Source organism: Chromobacterium sp. Rain0013 (assembly GCF_015291765.1).
GTDB lineage: Bacteria > Pseudomonadota > Gammaproteobacteria > Burkholderiales > Chromobacteriaceae > Chromobacterium > Chromobacterium haemolyticum.
This window is the reverse complement of record NZ_CP031514.1, coordinates 2,096,897-2,117,076: the sequence shown is the minus strand read 5'-3', so window position 1 is coordinate 2,117,076 and position 20,180 is coordinate 2,096,897. Positions and strand designations below refer to the sequence as shown.

Here is a 20,180-nt window from a genome sequence, read left to right as displayed (position 1 = left end):
GCATTCCTTTCGGCAATAGAAAGGCCCCGGGCCGAGCGAACCGCCCCGGGGCCTGAATTCACAAACGCCGCCCCCGCTGCCGCGGAGGCGGGTCAAGATTTAACGGCCGTGTTCCAGCGCGCCGATGCGCTCCTCAATGCTGGGGTGGCTGGAGAACAGCGCCATCAGGCCGCCGCGTCCGCCGGAGATGCCGGAAGCCGCCATGTTCTGCGGCAGATCGCCGGCGGCGACGCCGCCCAGACGGCGCAGCGCGTTGACCATCGGACGCGCGCCGCCCAGCAGCGTGGCCGCGCCCGCATCGGCGCGGAATTCGCGCTGACGCGAGAAGTACATCACGATGGCGGAAGCCAGGATGCCGAACACGATCTCACAGACGATCACGGTGACCATATAGCCGATGCCAGGGCCGCTGGACTGTTCGTCGTTGCGGCGCAGAAAGCTGTCCACCAGATAGCCGACCACGCGCGCCAGGAAGAACACGAAAGTGTTGACCACGCCCTGGATCAGCGTCAGCGTCACCATGTCGCCGTTCTGAATGTGTGCGACTTCGTGCGCCAGCACCGCCTCCACTTCTTCTTCCGTCATCGAGGCCAGCAAGCCGGTGGACACCGCCACCAGAGAATTGGATTTGCTCGGGCCAGTGGCGAAGGCGTTGGGCTCCCCCTCGTACACCGCCACCTCGGGCATCGGCAGATTGGCGCGGCTGGCCAGCTTCTGCACGGTATACACCAGCCAGCGCTCGGTATCGTTGCTGGGTGTTTCAATCACGCGCGCGCCGGTGCTCCATTTGGCCATGGTCTTGGAGAGCATCAGCGAAATGAAGGCGCCGCCAAAGCCCATTACCGCGGCGAAGCCCAGCAGCGTGCCCAGGTTCAGGCCGTTGCCCGTCATGTAGCGGTTCAGCCCCAACAAGCTGGCCACAATGCTCAGCACCACCATCACGGCGATGTTGGTGGCGATTAATAGAATGACTCGTTTCATGGTGTTGGCCCTTGCGTTGAATTCGACGGCATTCCGTGGAACGCCCGACACAGTGCATTCTAGACGCTGCGTCCCTCGGAAAAAATCAAATATAATCAGAAAATACATCAAGTTTTTTCGAACCATCATGTCCGAACGGATCAACTTCAAGCATCTGCATTACTTCTGGGCGGTTGCCCACGCCGGCGGCGTCACCCGAGCGGCGGAACAATTGGGCGTCAGCGCCCAAACCGTCAGCGGCCAGATTTCGCGTCTTGAGCAGAGCCTGGAGCGAACCTTGTTCCGACAACAGGGGCGCCAGCTGGTTCTGACCGAAGCCGGCCATGTAACGCTGCGCTACGCCGACCAGATCTTCATGCTGGGCGAGGAATTGCAGGAAACGCTGGAAGACGCGCAGCTGGACAAGACCATCCGCCTGGCGGCGGGCATCTCGGACGTGTTGCCCAAGGCCATTGCGCTCAAGCTGTTGGAACCGGCGCTGCGGCTGGACGCCAAGGTCAGGCTGCAATGCGGCGAAGGCGATTTCGACGAATTGCTGGCCGACTTGACCCGCCACCGGCTGGACGTGGTATTGGCGGACCGGCCAATGGCGGCTGGCGGATCGCAGCCTTTTCAATCCTGGCTGCTGATGCGCTGCCCGGTAAAGATCGCCGGCGCGGCGGAATTATGGCGACGCTACGCCGCGGGATTCCCCGCCAGCCTGAACCAAGCGCCAATGTTGCTGCCCAGCCGCCACCATGTGCTGCGCAGCCAGCTGGACCAATGGTTTGAAGAACGCAGGATCAAGCCGGACATCGTGGCGGAGTTCGACGACGGCGCCTTGCTGGACGCCTTCGGCCGCCAGGGCTTCGGTCTGTTTCCCACCACGGCGCCAAGCGACGGCAACGCGAACGCGCCGCAGGCGCTGGGCGAGGTCGACGGCGTCTGGGAACATTATTACGCCATCGCCAACCGTCGCCGGCTGCGGCATCCGGGCGTGCAGGCCATGCTGCAAGCCGCCATAGAAGCCGCGCCCTGAGAACCTGTTTACGATCTGCTGCGCGTCGAGAGACGGCCCACGGTGAGTACCGCTTCGAAATGCTCATGTACCGTGTGTACACTCCGCTTTCTCAGCCGTTTTCGACTTGTCTCACCTTAGCTCGCAAGATCGTAAGCACGTTCTGAAAAGAAAAACCCCGGACAAGTCCGGGGTTTGGCGGGTGCAACGCTAGCTTATTCGCCCAGGTAGGCGTTGCGCACGCGTTCGTCGTTGAGCAGGTCCTTGGCCGGGCCGCTCATGGTGATGCGGCCGCTTTCCATTACGTAACCGCGCTGCGACACTTCCAGCGCCAGCTTGGCGTTCTGCTCCACCAACAGCATGGTCACGCCCTCCTTGGCCACCATCTGGATAATCTCGAAGATCTTCTCCACGATGATGGGGGCCAGGCCCATGGACGGCTCATCCAGCAGCAGCAGCTTGGGCTTGGACAGCATGGCGCGGCCCATGGCCACCATCTGCTGTTCGCCGCCGGACAAGGTGCCCGCCAATTGCTTCTGCCGCTCCTTCAAGCGCGGAAACAACTCGTACACCCGCTCGGCCTCGCTCAGAATCGCGGCCTTGTCGTCGCGATAGTAAGCGCCCATCAGCAGGTTCTCTTCCACGGTCAGCTTGGCGAACACCCCGCGGCCCTCCGGCACCATGGCCAGACCGTGGCGCACGAAGTTGTGCGGCGCGATAGTGGAGATGTCCTTGCCGTCGTAGTGAATGCTGCCGCCGGATTTCTTCACCATGCCCACCAGGGTTTTCAGCGTGGTGGTCTTGCCGGCGCCGTTGGCGCCGATCAGGGTCACCAACTCACCCTGTTTGATGTGAAAATCGATTCCCTTGACCGCCTGAATGCCGCCATAGGCCACTTGCAGGTCTTTGACTTCCAAAATGCTCATGCGTGTGCCGCTCCCAGGTAAGCCTCGATCACTTTCGGGTTCTTGCGCACCTCTTCGGGAACGCCTTCGGCAATCTTCTTGCCGTAGTCCAGCACCGCGATGCGGTCGCACAGGCCCATCATCAATTTGACATCGTGCTCAATCAGCAGCACGGTCACGCCTCCGGCTCGGATTTTGGACATCAAGTCCTTCAACTCCTCGGTTTCACGCGGGTTCATGCCGGCGGCCGGCTCGTCCAAGGCCAAGAGCTTGGGTTCGGTGGCCAGCGCGCGCGCGATTTCCAGGCGGCGCTGGTGGCCGTAGGACAGATTGCGGGCGCGCTCGTGCGCGACGTCGGCGATGCCCACGTATTCCAGCAGCTCCCATGCCTTGTCGGTAATCGCCTTTTCTTCGGCCATGGTGCGCCTGTCGCGCAACACCGCGCCCAAGGCTCCGGCCTTGGAGCGAATGTGGCGCCCCACCATGACGTTTTCCAGCGCCGTCATTTCGGCGAACAAGCGGATGTTCTGAAAGGTGCGCGCGATGCCGGCGGCCACGACCACATGCGGCTTCTGTTGGAACAGATTGTGGCCGTCGAACTCAAAAGCCCCCTCGTCCGGCACGTACAAGCCGGTCAGCACGTTGAACAGCGTCGTCTTGCCCGCGCCGTTGGGGCCGATCAGGCCGTAAATCTCGCCCTTGTTGATGGTCAGCGCCACATTGTTGAGCGCGTGCAGGCCGCCAAAGCGTTTATGGATGCCTTCTATCTTCAGCAAAACTTCAGCCATGCTCAACCTTTCTGCCCTGCGGCTTCTCTATCGTCACGGAACTCGGCTTTACGGCGCTTGGACGGCCACATGCCCTCCGGCCGCACCAGCATCATCACCACCATCGCCAAGCCGAACAACAGCATGCGGGCGTTTTCCGGGTCGATCAGCATTTTGCCGAAGGTTTTCATCTGCAGCGGGCCAATCACGTCGCGCAGGATTTCCGGCGCAATGGTCAATACCACGGCGCCGAGAATCACCCCCGGGATGTGACCCATGCCGCCCAGAACGATCATCGCCAAAATCATGATGGACTCAAGCAGGCTGAACGATTCCGGCGACACAAAGCCCTGGAAGGACGCGAACAAGCCACCGGCCACGCCGCCGGACAAAGCGCCCAAGGCGAAAGCCAGCAGTTTGATATTGCGAATGTTGATGCCCATCGCCGCGGCGGCGATATCGTCCTCGCGCAGCGCCACCCAGGCACGGCCGATGCGCGAATGCTGCAAACGCCAGGCCATGATCACCACGCCCACGGTCAATACCAGGAACAGGTAGTAGTACAGATAGACGCTGTGGAAGCTGAGTCCGAACAACTCCATGGTATCGCCCAGCGACACGCCGCCCACCTTGATCGGATCGATCAGATTGATGCCTTGCGGGCCGTTGGTGATGTTGACCGGCGTGTTCAGGTTATTCATGAAGATGCGCACGATCTCCCCGAAACCCAGCGTCACGATGGCCAGATAGTCGCCCTTGAGCCGCAATACCGGCGTGCCCAGCAAGATGCCGCAGAAAGCCGCCAGCACCGCGCCCAGCGGGATGGTGATGTAGAACGGCAGATGCAGGCCGAAATGCGGCGAGCCCAGCAAGGCGAAGGTATAGGCGCCGACAGCGTAGAAGGCGATGAAACCCAGATCCAGCAAACCGGCGAAGCCCACCACGATGTTCAGGCCCAGCGCCAGCATCACGTAGAGCAAGGCGAAGTCGACGATGCGGACCCAGGAGTTGCCCAGCAGGCCGCCCACGAGGAAAGGCAGAACCGCCATCGCCACCGCGGACAACACGAACAGGCCGACTTTCTTGCCGGTGTCCATCTTATTGATATTGAGTGCCATGGTCATGATATGTCGTCTCCAGGATCAGGCACGGTCGGCCATCTTTTCGCCCAGCAGGCCGGACGGACGGAAAATCAGCACCATGATCAATACCATGAAGGCGATGATGTCCTGATAATTGGAACCGAGGAAGCCTCCGGTCAGCGTGCCGATATAGCCGGCGCCCAGGCTTTCGATGATGCCCAGCAGCAAGCCGCCGGCCACCGCGCCGCCCAAATTGCCGATGCCGCCCAGCACCGCGGCGGTGAAGGCCTTCAGACCAATCATGAAGCCCATATAGTAATGAGCCTGCTCATAGTTGGTGGCCACCATCACGCCTGCCACCGCGCCCAGGCTGGAGCCTATGACAAAGGTGGCGGATATGATGGTGTTGACGTTGACGCCCATCAGGCCGGCTACCGCCGGGTTCTGACTGGTGGCGCGCATCGCGCGACCCAGCTTGGTGCGTTCCACCATCAACAGCAGACCGGCCATGATCACCAGACACAGTACGATGATGGTGATTTGCAGCTTGGTGATGCTGGCGCCGAAGAAGGACACCACGTCATGGTCGAGGATTTGCGGAAACGGAATGTAGTTGCGGCCCCAGATCAGGATAGCCACCTGCTGCAGCACGATGGACAGGCCGATCGCGGTAATCAGCGGCGCCAGTCTTTGCTTGCCGCGCAGCGGGCGGTAAGCGATGCGCTCTACGGTGAAGCCCAGCAGCATGCAGGCCGCAATCGCCACCAGCAGGCCGATCAGCACCAGAGCGGGACCGGGCAAGCCGGAACCGGACAAGGCATTGATGACGGATATGGTGACCATGGCGCCAAACATCACCACTTCGCCGTGAGCGAAGTTGATAAGCCCCATGATCCCGTACACCATGGTATAGCCCAATGCGATCAACGCATAAATGCTACCCAGAACGAGACCGTTCAGGATTTGTTGCAGAAAAATGTCCACGTTGGGAGATCTCCTTTGTATTGACGACCGGCAGCTTGCGGGGCTTTCCCTCTTATTGGCTGCTGCCTGTTCTTGAGTGCCCGGACGAGCCTTGATTATTTGGATTCTGTCTGACAGGCGAACGGATTATGTAGGTGGATTCCAGCGACTGTCAATCTTAAAGATTGGTTAAAACGGCACCAAATCAAGCCTATTTAAAAACAATTTAACACATTGTTTTTCATGTATTTTTTTGAAAAAAAAGACAAAACCGGCCAAAGAAATTTTGAATTTCTCCGGATAAAGACAAACCCTGAGTCAGCAGCTTGTTTTTCAGATTTTGATCATGTCTCGGCGCAAAATATGTTCGATTTCGAAAAGACATCCACCAAAGAATTCGCATTACAACATTCGCTCGCTTTCGTGATTCGAATGGATACAATCTCCCAAAAAGACGGCCGATGCTGACAAAAAATGCACGGCGCGACACATCGCACATCAAGCAAGAATGAGACCATCGCACTCAGCGCCCATCCGACATTCTTCGCTGCGCGATTTTATGGCTGAAACATAGCCCATCCTATTCGTCTTGGCTGCAACTGTCTTAAGAACGGCCGCCACACACCCCCGGCGCGGGGGGGCGCGCCTTCGATGCGCCAGCCGCATTTCATACGGCCACGCCTCCACATAAGGGGTTATCTGGAGACGGCGTCCCCCAGTCTTAGCGCCAATTAGATCGAAATAAGCAACAATTTAGTGCGATTTAGATGGTTTATTCCCATTAAGCGTGCGTTTTATAGTGAGCGTCGCAATCCACCACTCACTGCCCGCGATAGACGTCGGGCCATATGGAGAATGAATCGATGCCCCGTCAAATCCTCATCGCAGGCGCCTTGACCCTGGCGGCAACGGCCGCCTTCGCCGCCGAACCGCTGAAGCTGTCCATTTACAACGCCGACGGCAATAGCTTCAATGTCAGCTCGGTGCTGGTCAGCGGCGAAAAAGACGCCATCCTGATCGACACCGGCTTCACCCGCGCCGACGCCCACCGCATCGCCGCCAAGGTGCTGGACAGCGGCAAGCAACTAAAAACCATCTATATCAGCCAAGCAGACCCTGACTACTACTTCGGCGCCGCCGAACTGAAGAAAATCTTCCCCCAGGCCCAAATCCTCAGCAACGGTCCGACCCTGGCCAAGATCAAGGCCAATATTCAGGGCAAGATCGCCTATTGGGGCCCGAAAATGGGCGCGAACGCGCCAAGCGCCGCACTGCTGCCCGATGAGCTGAAAGGCGACCGTCTGGAACTGGAAGGCAAGACGCTGGAAATCAAAGGCACGCGCGGCGTACTCGCCCACCGCGGCTATGTGTGGATTCCATCCATCCGCGCGATTGTCGGCAATGTCGGCGTCACCGCTCCCAGCATGCACGTCTGGACCGCGGACACCCAGAGCCGAGCCGAACGCCAGGCCTGGGTCAAGCAGTTGGATGAAATGGAAGGCCTGCAACCGGCGATCGTGGTGCCCGGCCACATGCAAGCTGGCGATAAAACCGATCTGAGCGCCGTGCGCTTCACCCGCCAATACTTGCAGCGCTTCGAATTGAATCTGGCCAAGTCGGCCGATAGCGCCCAGTTGATCCAGGCGATGAAGCAAGCCTTCCCGCAAGCGGGCGAAGACATGTCGTTGGAGATCGGCGCCAAAGTCAACAAAGGCGAAATGAAATGGTAAGCGCCACCAAGATTCGACTCCACTACTTTTACGACCCGCTGTGCGGCTGGTGCTACGGCGCCTCGCCGCTGCTGCTGGCGGCCGCGGCGCGGCCCGAAGTCGAACTGGCGCTGCACGGCGGCGGCATGCTGAGCGCGCCGCACAACCGGCGCGTGAACCTGGAATGGCGCGGCTATGTGATGCCTCACGATCACCGCATCGCCGCCCTCAGCGGTCAGCCCTTCGGCGACGCCTACTTCGACGGCTTGTTGCGCAGCGAAGCGCGCCTGGACTCGACGCCGCCCATCGCCGCTGTTCTGGCCGCGCCGGAACTGGGCATTGCGCCGCAAGCCATGCTGGCCCATGTGCAAGCCGCTCATTATCTGCACGGTCTGGAGATTGCCGATGTCGCCGTGCTTGCCCGGCTGGCAGCGGAATTGGGCGCGCCCGCCGGCCGCTTCGCCGATGCCTACGCCGGCGGCCTGGCACGCAGCGTCGAACATATAGACCATAGCCGCCGCCTGATGAATCGCTTGGGCCTGCGCGACTTCCCATCCGCGGCGCTGGAAGTGGACGGCCGCTTCGAGGCCCTAGATCTAGGTTCCTACTTGGGCAAGCCGGACATGTTCAGCCAGCACTTGGCGCAACTCGGCGCCGCTTCCGGCTCCGGCTTGGCCGACCTGCCGCCGATGTGCGGGCTGGACGGCTGCTAAGAACCTGCTCACGATCCGCTGCGCGTTGTAAAGCGTTACAGCTTCGAAATGCTCATGTGCCGTGTGTACACTCCGCTTTCTCAGCCGTTTTCGCCTTAGCTCGCAAGATCGTAAACAGGCTCTAAGCTCACGTCCATTCCCTCCTCGCCAACGGCGGTCCTGTCTCATCATGGCCGCCGTTTGGCTTGCCGGCCCGCGCGGCAGTTGATGACAAACAAATTCACGGGCGCTACAGTATTCGGACACATCAAAACAAATTCACTGTCTACAGCCATTGGCTGAAATAAGGGAACCCGTCCGGATGAAAACCTTAGGCCCCACCCTGTCCCTCACCCTGCTCGCGCTCAGTGCCGCGGCAAGCGCCGCTCAAGACCCGTATCTATGGCTGGAGGAGATTCAAGGCAAAGAAGCGCTGGCCTGGGTTAGCCAGCAAAACGCGAACACGCGCCAGGACCTCGGCCGGCAAGCCGACTATCCGACTCTGCGCCGCGAACTGCTGACCATCCTGGACTCCAACGACCGCATCCCCTCCGTGGAGAAGATTGGCGGGCTGTACTACAACTTCTGGCGCGACAAGGATCACCCGCGCGGAGTGTGGCGGCGCACCACTTTGGACGAATACCGCAAGGCCGCGCCGCAATGGGAAACGGTGCTGGATCTGGATGGGCTGGCCAAGGAGGAAGGGGAAAACTGGGTTTGGCAAGGTGCTGACTGCCTGCGCCCCAATCAAGAGCGCTGCCTGCTGCGCCTGAGCCGCGGCGGCGGTGACGCCGCGGTGGTGCGAGAATTCGATCCGGTCGCCAAAGCCTTCGTCAAGGACGGCTTCCAGTTGCCGGAAGCCAAGAGCGAAGTCAGCTGGCAGGACCATGACTCCCTTTATGTAATGAGCGACTTCGGCCCTGGATCGCTGACTGATTCCGGCTACCCCCGCGTGGTCAAAACCTGGCGCCGCGGCCAGCCGCTGGCCCAGGCGCAAACCGTGTTCGAAGGCCGGCAAGCCGACGTCGCCGTGCACGCGGCCCGGATTGACGCCCAAGGCCGCCGCTACGACGTGATCACGCGCGCGCCCACCTTCTTCACCACGGAAACGCGCCTGCTGGTTGCAGGAGAATGGCGACGGCTGGACAAGCCCGACCACGTCGGCGTCGATTTTTTCGACAACTGGCTGTTGCTAACCCCCAAGCAAGACTGGAAAATCGGCGCAAAAACCTGGCGCGGCGGCTCCCTGCTGGCCATCGATGTTGAAGCCTATCTGGCCGGAGCGCGCGACTTCACCCCTTTGTTCGAGCCAAGCGCCACCGTCTCGCTGGCGGAGCAGACGTCCACCCGCGACAGCCTGCTGCTGACCACGCTGGACAATGTCGGCAGCCGCTTGCGGGAGTGGAAGGTCGTGGCCGGTCAATGGCAATCGCGCACAGTGGATACCCCAAGCTTCGGCAGCATCAGCGTGCGCGCGGTCGACCCTGATCGCGACAACCGCTACTTCTACAGCTTCACCGACTTTCTAACGCCGCCGACGCTGGCGCTGGCCGAGGCCGGCAGCGATCAACGCCAGACGCTGAAACAACAGCCCGGCTTTTTCGACGCCAGCCCCTACCGCATCCAACAATGGTTCGCCGTCTCTCGCGACGGCACTCGGGTACCCTACTTCCTGGTCAGCCGCAAAGACATCAAGCTTGACGGCTCCAACCCCACGCTGCTGTACGGCTACGGCGGCTTCGAAGTGTCGCTGACCCCGCGCTACAACGGCGCGCTGGGCAAAGCCTGGTTGGATCGCGGCGGCGTCTACGCGCTGGCCAATATCCGCGGAGGCGGCGAATACGGCCCGGCTTGGCACGAGGCGGCGCGCAAACACTTGCGCCAGAACGCCTACGACGACTTCGCCGCCATCGCCGAGGACCTGGCCAAGCGCGGCGTGGCCAACGCCCGCCATCTGGGGATCAAAGGAGGCAGCAACGGCGGCCTGCTGATGGGAGTGATGCTCACCCAGCGGCCGGAACTATTCAACGCCGTGGTCTGCCAGGTGCCACTGCTGGACATGCGCCGCTTCAACCGCTTGCTGGCCGGGGCCAGCTGGATGGATGAGTACGGCAACCCGGACCTGCCGGAAGACTGGGCCTATATCCGCCGTTATTCGCCCTATCAGAACCTGAAGCCGGACGCGCGCTACCCGGCCACCCTGTTCATGACCTCGACGCTGGATGACCGGGTCCATCCCGGCCATGCCCGCAAGATGTTCGCGGCCATGCAGGCGATGGGCGCCCCGGTGCAGTATTTCGAACGTACCGAGGGCGGGCACGGCGCCGCCGCCAACCACCAGCAAGAGGCCGATATCGCGGCGATGGAATACGCCTTCCTGTTGCGCCAACTACGCTGATTCGCACCATCCGGGGGAAAGAGAGCCAATACAACGGCAACAGATGCAATCCCAGCTTGAACCTTATATCGCCGCCTACAAGCCATTCGACATGCCGGCATGGTTCAGCGAATGACGGCAAACGGTGGGAACCTTGCTGTTCGGCTCCCCCGGCGCCGCCCCCGGCCCCATTAGCAGGCCCTTTGGGCGCAGTATCCGCTTGGCGGCGGCAAGGCGGGAGACAAGCTGGAATGAAGCGGACGCGCAAACAACGACAAGGTCAACTATCTCTCAGGCTACAACTGACACCGCGCGAGCGGAGCACCAAAACAAACCGCCTGCGGCCGAAACGGCGACAGGCGGTTTTGCATGGGATGCGCGATGTTCAATCATCGCCGGACTCGACCCAACTGGGGCTGCGCTTGGCGATGAAGGCATTGACGCCCTCGATCTGCTCCGCTCCGCCTATCAATTGACGCACCGCGGCGCGCTCGCGCTCCAGATGCTGGGCCAGCGTCAGGTTGCCGCTCTCCTCGATCAGACGACGAGCCGCGGCCACCGCGCCCGGCGCTTGGTTCGCCACCTTGTTGGCCAGGCTGATCGCCACGATCTTGGCGAAACCTTGATCCACCACCTCCTCGATCAGCCCGATGGTCAAGGCCTTCTCAGCCGTTACCACTTCGCCGCCCAGGATGATGCGCTTGGCCCAGGAGACGCCCACTTTATCCGCCAGCGTCTTGGTGCCGCCCGCCGCCGGAATGATGCCCACCTTGGCCTCTGGCAGCCCGAGCCTGGCTCCGCGCTCGGCCACCATGTAATCACAGCCCAGCGCCAACTCCAATCCACCGCCCAAAGCATAGCCGTTGATCGCGGCCACGGTAACGCCGCGGTATTGCTGCAAACTGCGCAAGGCACCGGCGAAGGCGTCGAATACCTTGTCGGCCTCGGCCACATCGCCGGAAGCGAATTGCTTCAAATCGGCGCCGGCGGAAAAAAACGCGTCGCCCGCCCCGGTCAGCACCACCGAACGCACAGCCGGATCCGCATCCAGCGACCGCATCGTCGTAGCCAGCTCATTCAGGCTCTCCGTGGTCAGCAGATTCGCCGGCGCGTTTTTGAGAGTCACGATCGCTGACTGGCCCAGCCGCTCAAGTGTCAGATACTTGGCCATATTTTTCCTCACTCTATCCCCATGGATTACATCGCTTATGCATATGTTTTGACCAGGTCGAGCGCCTGGATCCTTAGCGGGGGACCCATTGCGCATAGGTCCGAAGCCAAAGCAGCATTCTCATTGCAAACTGACCTTTTGACCAGTAGTCGATCGGCAAGACCATCATTTTTTTTATAACTTTCTTTAAGCGGATGCCAAGTAATATTTTGATAAAGGCAATAAATGCCAAAAGCAAATATGACCGCCGCGCGCGCAAGCCCAAGCCGCCACTCTGTTACCATAGAGCTTTCTGAGACAGGTTGCGGCATGATTGAAACGAGCGGGTGGATATTGTTTCTGGCGGGCTTGCTGGGCGGCGGTCACTGCATGGGCATGTGCGGCGGCATCGTCGCCGCGCTAACACTGAATCTGCCCCCCGAAACCGGCCGCTGGCGCATCATGCTGGCCTACAATCTGGGGCGCATCGGCAGCTACGCGCTGATCGGCGCGCTGCTGGGCGGCCTGGCCGCCACCGGCCTTGCCCTGCTGGACATCCGCGGCCTTCAACTGGCGTTGGCGCTGCTGGCCAACCTGATGCTGGTGGCCATGGGCCTCTACCTGGCCGGCCTGTCCGGAGCGGTCAATCTGATCGAGCGCTTGGGCGTGCCGATCTGGCGGCGCTTGCAGCCGCTGCTGGGACGCCTGCTGCCGATCCGCTCGCCGCAATCGGCTTTGCTGGCCGGCATGGTCTGGGGCTGGCTGCCCTGTGGGTTGGTCTACAGCGCTTCGCTGTCGGCGCTGGCCACCGGCAGCGCATCCGGCGGCGCGCTGGCCATGCTGGCCTTCGGCCTCGGCACCTTGCCCAATCTCTTACTGATGGGCGCCTTTGCCGACAGCCTGCGCCGCTGGATGCAACAACGACCAGTCCGCCTCACGGCGGGACTGGTCGTTGCGGGCATCGGCGCCTGGCAGTTGCTGCGGGCGCTTATTTAAACGATTTCAGAATGGTGTCAACATTGTAGCGGAACATCGCCAAGTAGCTGGGCGCAGGGCCGGACGGGCCTGACAGCGCGTCGGCGTACAGCTTGCCGCCTATCGTCACCTTGGCCTCGCGCGACAACTGCTCCAACAGACGCTTGTCGGTCATGTTCTCCATGAACACCGCCGACACTTTCTCCTGCCGCACTTGGCGCACCAGACGCGCCACCGCCTTGGCCGATGCCTCGGACTCGGTGCTCACACCCTGAATGGCCAATACTTGCAGCTGGTAACGCTCGCCCAGGTAAGCGAAGGCGTCGTGCGAGGTCAGCATCTTTCTCTTGGCTGCCGGCACGGCGGCGAAGGCCTTGGCCGCCCAGGCGTCCATTTCCTTCACCTTGGCCGCGTACTCGGCGGCGCGGCGGGCGTATTCCTGCTTGCCCGCAGGGTCCGCCTGGCTCAGGCCGGCCTCGATGTTGCGAATGTAAGTCAGCACGCGCTTGGGATCGTGCCAGGCGTGCGGATCGATGGCTCCATGGTCATGCCCGGCATGGCCGTGACCATGTCCATGATGATCCTCGTCCTCCGCTTCGCGAGTCTTGATGCCCTTGCCCGCCTCCACTTGCACGCCTTTGAAATGAGCGGCCTTGCTCAGCCGCACCATCCAGCCCTCCATGCCCAGGCCGTTGGTGACCAGCAGCTTGGCGCCCGCCACTTTCTTGACGTCGGCCGGCGACGGCTGGAACACATGGGCGTCCTGATCCGGCCCCACCAGCGAGGACACCTCGACGCGATCCCCGCCGATTTCCCGCGTCATATCGGCCACAATGCTGAAGCTGGCGACCACCGGCAGCTTGGCCCAGGCGGACAAGGGCAGGCCCAGCAACAACAGGGCCATGATTGATTTCTTCATCGGCGACTTCCTTATCAAGGGTTCAGGATTCCAGATGCCGGGCGCGGATGTAACGCGGCAAAGCCCCGCCCACCGGCGCCAATAGCAGCGACAACAGATAGACCAAGCCCGCCAGCAGAATGATGGCCGGCCCGGAGGGCAATTCGAAATGATAGGACAGCAATAGGCCGCCCAAGCCGGCCAGAAAGGCAATGGCCACCGACAAGCCGAGCAAGGCCTCGATGCGCTCGGTCCACAAGCGGGCGGTGATCGCCGGCAGCATCATCAGTCCCACCGCCATCAAGGTGCCCAGCGCCTGGAAACCCGCCACCAGGTTCAGCACCACCAGCATCAGGAACAACATGTGCCACACCCCCCCGCGCGCGCCCACGGCGCGCAGGTAGACCGGGTCCAGGCTTTCCAGCAGCAGGGGGCGGTAGATCAAGGCCAGCGCCAACAAGGTGAAGGATGCCACGCCGGCCACCAGGAACAGGGCCGCATCGTCCACCGCCAGCACAGAACCAAACAAGATATGCATCAAGTCCACATTGCTGCCGCCGCGCGACACCAGCAATACCCCGATGGACAAGGACAGCAGGTAGAAGGCGGCGAAGCTGGCATCCTCCTTGATGCTGGTGAAACGCGTGGCCAGGCCGGCCAGCAGCGCCACCAGCACCCCGGCGAAGAAACCGCCCAGGCTCATGGCCGGCAGGCTGAGGCCCGCCATCATGAAGCCCACCGCGGCGCCGGGCAGCACGGCATGGCTCATCGCATCGCCCATCAGGCTCATGCGCCGCATCACCAGAAACAGGCCGATCGGGCCACTGCCCAGGGCCAGGGCCAGACAACCGATAAGCGCTCGGCGCATAAAGGCGAACTCGGCAAACGGCGACACCAGTAAATCGTATAAGTGCGACATCAGGCTTGCGCTCCATCCACTTCGCAGACCGCAGCCTGGGATTGCCAATGCGCGGCGGTATCCACCGCGCGTTTCAAATTGGCGTCGCACAGCACTTCGGCGGTATCGCCCCAGGCCACCACTTCGCGCGCCAACAACAAGGTGTGCGGGAAATAAGCGCGCACCTGCTCGTAATCATGCAGCACCGCCACCACGGTACGGCCTTCTTCCCGCCAATGGCGCACCAGCTCCAGCAAGTCGTAGGTGGTCTTGGCGTCCACCGCGTTGAACGGCTCGTCCAGCAGGATCAGGCGCGCATCCTGAACCAGAATGCGGGCGAACAACACGCGCTGGAACTGGCCGCTGGACAGCGCCGAGATGGGCCGCAGCGCGAAATCGGCCAGGCCCACCTGCTCCAAGGCCAGCAAGGCCTGATCGCGACCGCGACGGCTAACGCCGCCTAACACGCCGGTATCGTGCCACAGGCCGGTGCATACCAAGTCCAGCACGCTGACCGGCAAAGAACGGTCGATCTCAGACTGCTGAGGCAGATAGGCGATGTCGCGGCGCTGAAAACCGTCCAGCTGCACCGAACCGGAATCCGGCGTCAAAGCGCCTATCATGGCCTTGAGCAAGGTGCTCTTGCCGGCGCCGTTGGGACCGAAAATCGCGGTGGCGTCTCCTGCGACGAAACTGCCGCTGACATGGTGCACCGCCGGGTGGCGCTGATAAGAAACGGTCAGGTTCCGCAGACTGACGCTCATGCCGCCTCCCTCAACGCCCAGATCACCAGAACCCATAAGACCGCCAGCGCGGCGCCGGCCAGACCCAGCCGTTGCCAGGCCGACATCGCCAGCAGGCTGAACGGCGGCTTGAAATTGGCCGGCGTCAGATGCCGGTGCGCACGCGGATGTTGATGTTTAGACGTCATTCGAAGCACTCCCGCAACGTGCTCTCAATCGCGGCGGCGTCGAAATCCTCGGCAATCAGTTCAAAACGGCTGTCGCGCCGCCAGGACACCTGGGCCGCGCCCCACTGCCCCGCTGCCCAGTTCAGCCACACCCAGCTGTCCAGCACCTTGAACACGCCCTTGGCGCGCACCAGGCCGGGCACCAAGGTCGGCAGCGCATCGAAAAAGCGGGTCAGTTTCTCTCCGTCAAAAGCCTGCTCCGGCTCGAAGGTCCAGCCCATCGAGCGCCATTGGGCAGCGGCGTCGTCCGGCACAGCCGGCCGGTAACGCGGCTTGGGCGCGGCGGCGGCATCCAGCCAAGCCGGATCCAGTTCGCCGTTGCGCACTTCGCCCACCAGCGACTTGGGCGGAAACAAGGCCCCCGCCTGTTGACGGAAAGCCTCCATCGTCGGCACGTCGGCCGTGTCGATCTTGTTGGCCACCAACACGTCTGCGATGGAAATCTGGTCTCGGTACAGCGGCTGGCGGTGGTAATCAGGCTGAATGAACTGGCGGGGGTCCACCAGAGTGAGCACCGCGCCCACCTCCAGCGCCTCGCCCAAGGGCTTGGCGCGCAATTCATCGATGACGCCGGCCGCGTGCGCCAGGCCGCTGGCCTCAATCAACAAGCGGTCCGGGCGTTCGCGGCGCAACAGGGTCGCCACCGTGGCGGTCATCTGCGGACCGGCCACGCAGCACAGGCAGCCGCCGGCGATTTCCGCCACCGCCAGTTCGTCCTGGCTCAGGGCCGCGCCGTCTATGCCGACCTCGCCGAACTCGTTGACGATGATCGCCCACTTCTCATGCGCGGGACGATGCTCGATCAAATGGCGCAACGCCGTGGTCTTGCCCACCCCGAGGAAACCGGTGAACAAGTTGACTATGGTTTTTTTCATGGATCAGGGAATTCGTGGATTCAGGCGCTGCAGGACTGGCAACGCCCCGTCAACACCAGGTTTTGCGGGCACAAGGAAAAGGCCGCCGCTTGCGCGGCCAAGCGCAACGCGCTCAAGGCCGGCGCGGCGTCGATTTCCTGTACCTGGCCGCAGTCGCCGCAGACAAGGATCAGTCCTTCATGCTGGCATTCGAAGTGATCGCAGACGATGAAGCCGTTCAAGGCGTCCACCTTGTGCAGCAGGCCGTGTTCCACCAGGAAATCCAGCGCGCGATACACGGTGGGCGGCGCGGCGGCGCCGCGCTCCTGCTGCAGATCCGCCAGGACCTGATAAGCCTTGACCACCCCGCTGTAACGCAGCACCAACTCCAGCACCTGACGGCGCAACGCGGTCAGCTTGCTGCCGCGCCGTTCACAATGCCGCTCCGCCGCGGCCAGATAGGCTTGATGGTCCATGCCGGACACCCGCTTGTTTAATCAGAGCATAATGTTACTGTATAACATCTCAAATTCACAAGGTTTAATCATTCATCGGTTTATCGTGCCCGCCAATCATGGTAGCTTTGTGCCCCAGAATGCCCATGATAGGCTTATGGCTTACCACCCATTGCTCATAATAAGGAAATGACATGAAAAAGCTGTTGATGCTCGCCCTTGCCACCACTCTCGCCGGCCAGGCCTTTGCCGCCGATCCGATTGCTCAGCGCAAAGACGTCTTCAAGCAATACAAACCGGTGGTTGGCGGCATGGGCAAGATGGTGAAGGGCGAAACGCCCTATAACAAGGATGAGTTCGCCAAGCTGGCCGGCGAGCTGGAAGCTCTGTCCCAAAAACCGTGGCAGCATTTCCCGGCGGGCAGCGGGACCGGCAAGACCGACGCCAAGCCGGAAATCTGGAGCAAGCCCGCCGAATGGCAAAAAGCCATCGACAACCACAAAGCCGCCACCGCCAAACTGAAGCAAGTAGCCGCCGGCGGCGATCTGGGCGCAATCAAGGTACAGTTCGGCGCCACCCAGAAGACCTGTAAGGCCTGTCACGACGCCTTCCGCAAGGACTAAGTCCTTCGCGTCGGTCCCCGCAGCCCGCTCGCCAGCGGGCTGTTTGCTTGCCTATCCGCAGTCAGACTCCACCTCGAAGACCCCGGAATGAAAAAACTGCTGACCGTATTGCTGTTGGGCGCCATCGCGGCGCCGCTGGCGCTGGCCGACACGCCGGCCGAAACACGCACCAAATCCTTCAAAAAAGTATTGCTGGCCTTCGAACCGATGGGCGCGGTGGTGCGTGGGCGCGATCCGTACCAGAAAGACGCCTTCATCCGTCAGGCGGACGCCTTGAATCTGATCGCGGCCGAGCCCTTCAATCACTTCCCCGCCAACAGCATCAGCGGCAAAAGCCGAGCCAAGCCGGAAATCTGGAGCCAGCCCGCCAAGTTCCAGGCCAACAAGGACGCCTTCCTCAAAGCCGTGGCCGACCTGAGACAGGCCGCCCGAGGCGGCGACCTCGCCGCCATCAAGAAAAACTACGGCGCGGTGGCGCAAAGCTGCAAGTCCTGTCACGACGCCTTCCGCGGCCCGGAGAAATAAATCGCGGCCACGAAAAAAGGGCGGTGTTGACCGCCCTTTTTCTTGCCTGCCTACGCGACGCGGACAGCGCTCCGCGTCTTGCACTCACAAACGCGTCAACAGCACATAAATGCCGCCGCTGGACACCAGCAAGGCCACCAGCGCGATGATGGCCGGCGCGAACTCCAGACGCGGCACATCGCCGGCGATGGCTTTGTTGCCGGTGATCATCGCCTTCACCAGATTGTTCTTCTTGAACAAGCGGTAAGCGATGATGGCCAGCAAGTGCAGGCCGACCAGCCCCAGGATCACATTGAAGAAGCCCTTGTGGAACGAGGTGGCGGCTTCGGCCGCATCGCCGCTCAGCAGCTTGGCCAACGGGCCGTCGTACAAATAGCTGTCGACATCGGCCGCGAACAGGCCGGTGCTCACCTGAGCCAGCAAGGCCAACAACATCGCCAACACCATCAGGCCGCCCAAAGGGTTGTGGCCCGGCTGCTCGTTCTCGGTCAGTTCGCCGCGCACATAGCGGACAATGCTGCGCGGCCCCTTGATGAAATTGCCGAAACGCGCGGTCTGGCTCCCTATCACGCCCCAGATCAAACGAAACAGCAGCAGGCTGGCAAGGGCGGAACCGCACCAGATATGGTATTGCAGCCAATCTCCGCCCTGCTCGCCGCTATACCACATGCCGCAGAACAGAATCACCAGCGCCCAGTGAAACAAGCGAGTGGGAACATCCCACACTTTTACCAATTGCGTCATCGCGCTTTCACTCCGTGTATCCAAAATCCGCCCGCCCAAGCATTACCTGAGTTAGTGCATTGCAACATGATATTACCGTGCAGGACTGACAAACCCTAACCCAAATGGGGTTTTACCCGAATTCTACCGACAAAAAGGGGGCAAAAACCACTGGTTTTCGGTTAATATCCTTGATTGGGCTCGCTTGGCGAGTCCGGCTACGCCGCCCGCCAACGGGCGGCCTAACTTTTTGCGGCGGCACCCTCATCCCGCCATTGCCGCGCATCACCTTGTTGGAGACCCGATAAATGAACCATGCCCCCCTGATTCAGGATCTGCAGGCCCGCGGCCTGATTGCGCAAACCACGGACGCCGTTGCGCTGGAAGAACTTCTGAGCAAGGAGCAGGTGACCCTTTATTGCGGCTTCGACCCTACCGCCGACAGCTTGCACTTGGGGCATCTGGTGCCGGTGCTGATGCTGCGTCGCTTCCAGCAGGCCGGCCATCGCCCGGTAGCGCTGGTGGGCGGCGCAACCGGCATGATAGGCGACCCCAGCTTCAAGGCCGCCGAGCGCAAACTGAACACGCCGGACGTGATCCAGGGCTGGGTGGAGAAGATCCGCGGCCAAGTCGAGCCCTTCCTCAGTTTCGAAGGCGACAACGCCGCCTTGATGGCCAATAACTACGACTGGTTCGGCCAAATGAACACGCTGGATTTCCTGCGCGACATCGGCAAACATTTCTCGGTCAACGCAATGATCAAGAAAGAATCGGTGCAGCAACGCATCAACCGCGAAGACCAGGGCATCTCCTTCACCGAGTTCTCGTACAGCCTGCTGCAAGGCTATGACTTCGCCGAGTTGAACCGCCGCTTCGGCTGCAAGCTGCAGATCGGCGGCTCCGACCAGTGGGGCAATATCACCGCCGGCATCGACCTCACCCGCCGCCTGCAACAGCAGCAGGTATTCGGCCTGACTGTGCCGCTGGTGACGAAATCCGACGGCACCAAGTTCGGCAAGACCGAATCCGGCGCCATCTGGCTGGACGCCAAAAAGACATCGCCGTACGCCTTCTATCAGTTCTGGCTGGGCACCGCCGACGCCGACGTGTACAAATTCCTGCGCTACTTCACCTTCCTGTCGCTGGAAGAAATCGCCGCGATCGAAGCCGCCGACCAGGCGCGCGACGGCAAGCCGGAAGCGCAGCGCATCCTGGGCGAACAGATGACGGCCATGGTGCACGGCGCCGCAGCGCTGGAAGCGGCGCAGCGCATCACTCAAAGCCTGTTCAACAATGACCTGAGCAGCCTCACCGCCGACGATTTCGCTCAACTGGCTCAGGACGGCCTGCCCAGCATCCAGCTTGAACGCGACGCCGACAGCCTGATCGACGCGCTGGCCGCCGGCGGCCTGGCCAAATCCAAGAGCGAGGCGCGCACCTTCATCCAGAGCGGCGCGGTCAGCGTCAACGGCGACAAAGCCGACAGCCTGGAGCAGCGCTTCAGCGACGCGGAACGCCTGTTTGGCCGCTACACCCTGCTTAAGCGCGGCAAGAAGAATTACGCGCTGGTGGAATGGCGCTGAGCGCAGCACTCGCATCAAACGAAAGCGGCCATGACGGCCGCTTTTTTATCGTC

General features: G+C 61.7%; 21 protein-coding genes. 8 read left to right on the top strand and 13 right to left on the bottom strand.

What is annotated here, in order from left to right:
• Positions 1-99: 99 nt before the first annotated feature.
• Positions 100-981, bottom strand: a complete 882-nt coding sequence (gene htpX / locus DXT74_RS09950; protein ID WP_019101282.1) for a protease HtpX — start codon at positions 979-981, stop codon at positions 100-102.
• A 127-nt stretch (positions 982-1,108) separates the two neighbouring features.
• Here htpX and DXT74_RS09945 point away from each other — a divergent pair, with 127 nt between their 5' ends.
• Positions 1,109-1,999 (top strand): LysR family transcriptional regulator, encoded by an 891-nt coding sequence (locus DXT74_RS09945; protein ID WP_194427854.1) that lies wholly within the window; start codon positions 1,109-1,111, stop codon positions 1,997-1,999.
• 194 nt (positions 2,000-2,193) lie between these two features.
• Here the strand turns inward: DXT74_RS09945 and DXT74_RS09940 are convergent, their stop codons facing one another.
• Genes DXT74_RS09940 through DXT74_RS09925 form a run of 4 tightly spaced genes read right to left on the bottom strand, consistent with a single transcriptional unit; the run spans position 2,194 to position 5,716 of the window.
• Positions 2,194-2,904: an ABC transporter ATP-binding protein gene (locus tag DXT74_RS09940; protein WP_043633035.1), complete on the bottom strand. Its 711-nt coding sequence runs from the start codon at positions 2,902-2,904 to the stop codon at positions 2,194-2,196.
• Positions 2,901-3,671, bottom strand: coding sequence for an ABC transporter ATP-binding protein (locus DXT74_RS09935; RefSeq protein ID WP_043633033.1), 771 nt, complete (start codon positions 3,669-3,671; stop codon positions 2,901-2,903). The genes DXT74_RS09940 and DXT74_RS09935 overlap by 4 nt, the downstream gene beginning before the upstream one ends.
• A gap of 2 nt (positions 3,672-3,673) precedes the next feature.
• On the bottom strand, positions 3,674-4,774 hold the full coding sequence (locus tag DXT74_RS09930; RefSeq protein ID WP_194427853.1) for an ABC transporter ATP-binding protein: 1,101 nt from the start codon (positions 4,772-4,774) through the stop codon (positions 3,674-3,676).
• Positions 4,775-4,792: 18 nt separating this feature from the next.
• A complete protein-coding gene (locus DXT74_RS09925; RefSeq protein ID WP_043594245.1) occupies positions 4,793-5,716 on the bottom strand; it encodes a branched-chain amino acid ABC transporter permease in 924 nt (307 codons plus the stop codon).
• 842 nt (positions 5,717-6,558) lie between these two features.
• On the opposite strand from DXT74_RS09925, the gene DXT74_RS09920 reads away from it, so the two are divergent.
• The 3 genes from DXT74_RS09920 to DXT74_RS09910 all read left to right on the top strand — a co-directional run bounded on the left by DXT74_RS09920 (position 6,559) and on the right by DXT74_RS09910 (position 10,494).
• Entirely contained in the window at positions 6,559-7,425 is an 867-nt protein-coding gene (locus tag DXT74_RS09920; RefSeq protein WP_114154750.1) for an MBL fold metallo-hydrolase, read from the top strand.
• On the top strand, positions 7,419-8,117 hold the full coding sequence (locus DXT74_RS09915; protein ID WP_194427852.1) for a DsbA family protein: 699 nt from the start codon (positions 7,419-7,421) through the stop codon (positions 8,115-8,117). The genes DXT74_RS09920 and DXT74_RS09915 overlap by 7 nt, the downstream gene beginning before the upstream one ends.
• Positions 8,118-8,418: 301 nt before the next feature.
• Positions 8,419-10,494: a prolyl oligopeptidase family protein gene (locus DXT74_RS09910; RefSeq protein WP_194427851.1), complete on the top strand. Its 2,076-nt coding sequence runs from the start codon at positions 8,419-8,421 to the stop codon at positions 10,492-10,494.
• Positions 10,495-10,858: 364 nt separating this feature from the next.
• Here DXT74_RS09910 and DXT74_RS09905 read toward each other — a convergent pair whose 3' ends face one another.
• Positions 10,859-11,644 (bottom strand): enoyl-CoA hydratase, encoded by a 786-nt coding sequence (locus DXT74_RS09905; RefSeq protein ID WP_043633019.1) that lies wholly within the window; start codon positions 11,642-11,644, stop codon positions 10,859-10,861.
• A gap of 309 nt (positions 11,645-11,953) precedes the next feature.
• Between DXT74_RS09905 and DXT74_RS09900 the strand changes: the two genes are divergently transcribed.
• A complete protein-coding gene (locus DXT74_RS09900) occupies positions 11,954-12,619 on the top strand; it encodes a sulfite exporter TauE/SafE family protein (protein WP_194427850.1) in 666 nt (221 codons plus the stop codon).
• On the opposite strand, the gene DXT74_RS09895 is transcribed toward DXT74_RS09900, so the two are convergent.
• Genes DXT74_RS09895 through DXT74_RS09870 form a run of 6 tightly spaced genes read right to left on the bottom strand, consistent with a single transcriptional unit; the run spans position 12,612 to position 16,694 of the window.
• On the bottom strand, positions 12,612-13,517 hold the full coding sequence (locus tag DXT74_RS09895) for a metal ABC transporter solute-binding protein, Zn/Mn family (RefSeq protein ID WP_114154742.1): 906 nt from the start codon (positions 13,515-13,517) through the stop codon (positions 12,612-12,614). The genes DXT74_RS09900 and DXT74_RS09895 overlap by 8 nt on opposite strands.
• A gap of 22 nt (positions 13,518-13,539) precedes the next feature.
• Positions 13,540-14,415: a metal ABC transporter permease gene (locus tag DXT74_RS09890; RefSeq protein WP_194427849.1), complete on the bottom strand. Its 876-nt coding sequence runs from the start codon at positions 14,413-14,415 to the stop codon at positions 13,540-13,542.
• Positions 14,415-15,158 carry a metal ABC transporter ATP-binding protein gene (locus DXT74_RS09885; protein ID WP_019101169.1) on the bottom strand — a complete coding sequence of 248 codons (744 nt, stop codon included), beginning with the start codon at positions 15,156-15,158 and terminating at the stop codon, positions 14,415-14,417. Before DXT74_RS09885 ends, DXT74_RS09890 begins: the two co-directional genes overlap by 1 nt.
• Positions 15,155-15,325 carry a hypothetical protein gene (locus DXT74_RS09880; protein ID WP_156038807.1) on the bottom strand — a complete coding sequence of 57 codons (171 nt, stop codon included), beginning with the start codon at positions 15,323-15,325 and terminating at the stop codon, positions 15,155-15,157. The genes DXT74_RS09885 and DXT74_RS09880 overlap by 4 nt, the downstream gene beginning before the upstream one ends.
• Complete coding sequence (locus DXT74_RS09875) at positions 15,322-16,239, bottom strand: GTP-binding protein (protein WP_081556268.1); 918 nt, start codon at positions 16,237-16,239, stop codon at positions 15,322-15,324. Before DXT74_RS09875 ends, DXT74_RS09880 begins: the two co-directional genes overlap by 4 nt.
• A 20-nt stretch (positions 16,240-16,259) precedes the next feature.
• Entirely contained in the window at positions 16,260-16,694 is a 435-nt protein-coding gene (locus DXT74_RS09870; RefSeq protein ID WP_043632987.1) for a Fur family transcriptional regulator, read from the bottom strand.
• A 173-nt stretch (positions 16,695-16,867) separates the two neighbouring features.
• Here DXT74_RS09870 and DXT74_RS09865 point away from each other — a divergent pair, with 173 nt between their 5' ends.
• Both DXT74_RS09865 and DXT74_RS09860 read left to right on the top strand, forming a co-directional pair.
• Positions 16,868-17,296 carry a cytochrome c gene (locus DXT74_RS09865; RefSeq protein ID WP_043632984.1) on the top strand — a complete coding sequence of 143 codons (429 nt, stop codon included), beginning with the start codon at positions 16,868-16,870 and terminating at the stop codon, positions 17,294-17,296.
• An 87-nt stretch (positions 17,297-17,383) separates the two neighbouring features.
• On the top strand, positions 17,384-17,821 hold the full coding sequence (locus DXT74_RS09860) for a cytochrome c (protein WP_194427848.1): 438 nt from the start codon (positions 17,384-17,386) through the stop codon (positions 17,819-17,821).
• An 84-nt stretch (positions 17,822-17,905) separates the two neighbouring features.
• Here DXT74_RS09860 and DXT74_RS09855 read toward each other — a convergent pair whose 3' ends face one another.
• Positions 17,906-18,565 (bottom strand): cytochrome b/b6 domain-containing protein, encoded by a 660-nt coding sequence (locus DXT74_RS09855; RefSeq protein WP_194427847.1) that lies wholly within the window; start codon positions 18,563-18,565, stop codon positions 17,906-17,908.
• A gap of 287 nt (positions 18,566-18,852) precedes the next feature.
• Here DXT74_RS09855 and tyrS point away from each other — a divergent pair, with 287 nt between their 5' ends.
• Complete coding sequence (gene tyrS, locus DXT74_RS09850) at positions 18,853-20,127, top strand: tyrosine--tRNA ligase (RefSeq protein ID WP_019101162.1); 1,275 nt, start codon at positions 18,853-18,855, stop codon at positions 20,125-20,127.
• The last annotated feature ends 53 nt before the right edge of the window (positions 20,128-20,180 follow it).

Coding starts and splice junctions, on each gene's coding strand:
- DXT74_RS09890 (WP_194427849.1), bottom strand. CDS start 14,415: ATGTCGCACTTATACGATTTACTGGTGTCGCCGTTTGCCGAGTTCGCC.
- DXT74_RS09895 (WP_114154742.1), bottom strand. CDS start 13,517: ATGAAGAAATCAATCATGGCCCTGTTGTTGCTGGGCCTGCCCTTGTCC.
- DXT74_RS09860 (WP_194427848.1), top strand. CDS start 17,384: ATGAAAAAACTGCTGACCGTATTGCTGTTGGGCGCCATCGCGGCGCCG.
- DXT74_RS09880 (WP_156038807.1), bottom strand. CDS start 15,325: ATGACGTCTAAACATCAACATCCGCGTGCGCACCGGCATCTGACGCCG.
- DXT74_RS09905 (WP_043633019.1), bottom strand. CDS start 11,644: ATGGCCAAGTATCTGACACTTGAGCGGCTGGGCCAGTCAGCGATCGTG.
- DXT74_RS09930 (WP_194427853.1), bottom strand. CDS start 4,774: ATGACCATGGCACTCAATATCAATAAGATGGACACCGGCAAGAAAGTC.
- DXT74_RS09855 (WP_194427847.1), bottom strand. CDS start 18,565: ATGACGCAATTGGTAAAAGTGTGGGATGTTCCCACTCGCTTGTTTCAC.
- DXT74_RS09920 (WP_114154750.1), top strand. CDS start 6,559: ATGCCCCGTCAAATCCTCATCGCAGGCGCCTTGACCCTGGCGGCAACG.
- tyrS (WP_019101162.1), top strand. CDS start 18,853: ATGAACCATGCCCCCCTGATTCAGGATCTGCAGGCCCGCGGCCTGATT.
- DXT74_RS09935 (WP_043633033.1), bottom strand. CDS start 3,671: ATGGCTGAAGTTTTGCTGAAGATAGAAGGCATCCATAAACGCTTTGGC.
- DXT74_RS09900 (WP_194427850.1), top strand. CDS start 11,954: ATGATTGAAACGAGCGGGTGGATATTGTTTCTGGCGGGCTTGCTGGGC.
- DXT74_RS09945 (WP_194427854.1), top strand. CDS start 1,109: ATGTCCGAACGGATCAACTTCAAGCATCTGCATTACTTCTGGGCGGTT.
- DXT74_RS09940 (WP_043633035.1), bottom strand. CDS start 2,904: ATGAGCATTTTGGAAGTCAAAGACCTGCAAGTGGCCTATGGCGGCATT.
- htpX (WP_019101282.1), bottom strand. CDS start 981: ATGAAACGAGTCATTCTATTAATCGCCACCAACATCGCCGTGATGGTG.
- DXT74_RS09885 (WP_019101169.1), bottom strand. CDS start 15,158: ATGAGCGTCAGTCTGCGGAACCTGACCGTTTCTTATCAGCGCCACCCG.
- DXT74_RS09910 (WP_194427851.1), top strand. CDS start 8,419: ATGAAAACCTTAGGCCCCACCCTGTCCCTCACCCTGCTCGCGCTCAGT.
- DXT74_RS09865 (WP_043632984.1), top strand. CDS start 16,868: ATGAAAAAGCTGTTGATGCTCGCCCTTGCCACCACTCTCGCCGGCCAG.
- DXT74_RS09870 (WP_043632987.1), bottom strand. CDS start 16,694: ATGGACCATCAAGCCTATCTGGCCGCGGCGGAGCGGCATTGTGAACGG.
- DXT74_RS09875 (WP_081556268.1), bottom strand. CDS start 16,239: ATGAAAAAAACCATAGTCAACTTGTTCACCGGTTTCCTCGGGGTGGGC.
- DXT74_RS09915 (WP_194427852.1), top strand. CDS start 7,419: ATGGTAAGCGCCACCAAGATTCGACTCCACTACTTTTACGACCCGCTG.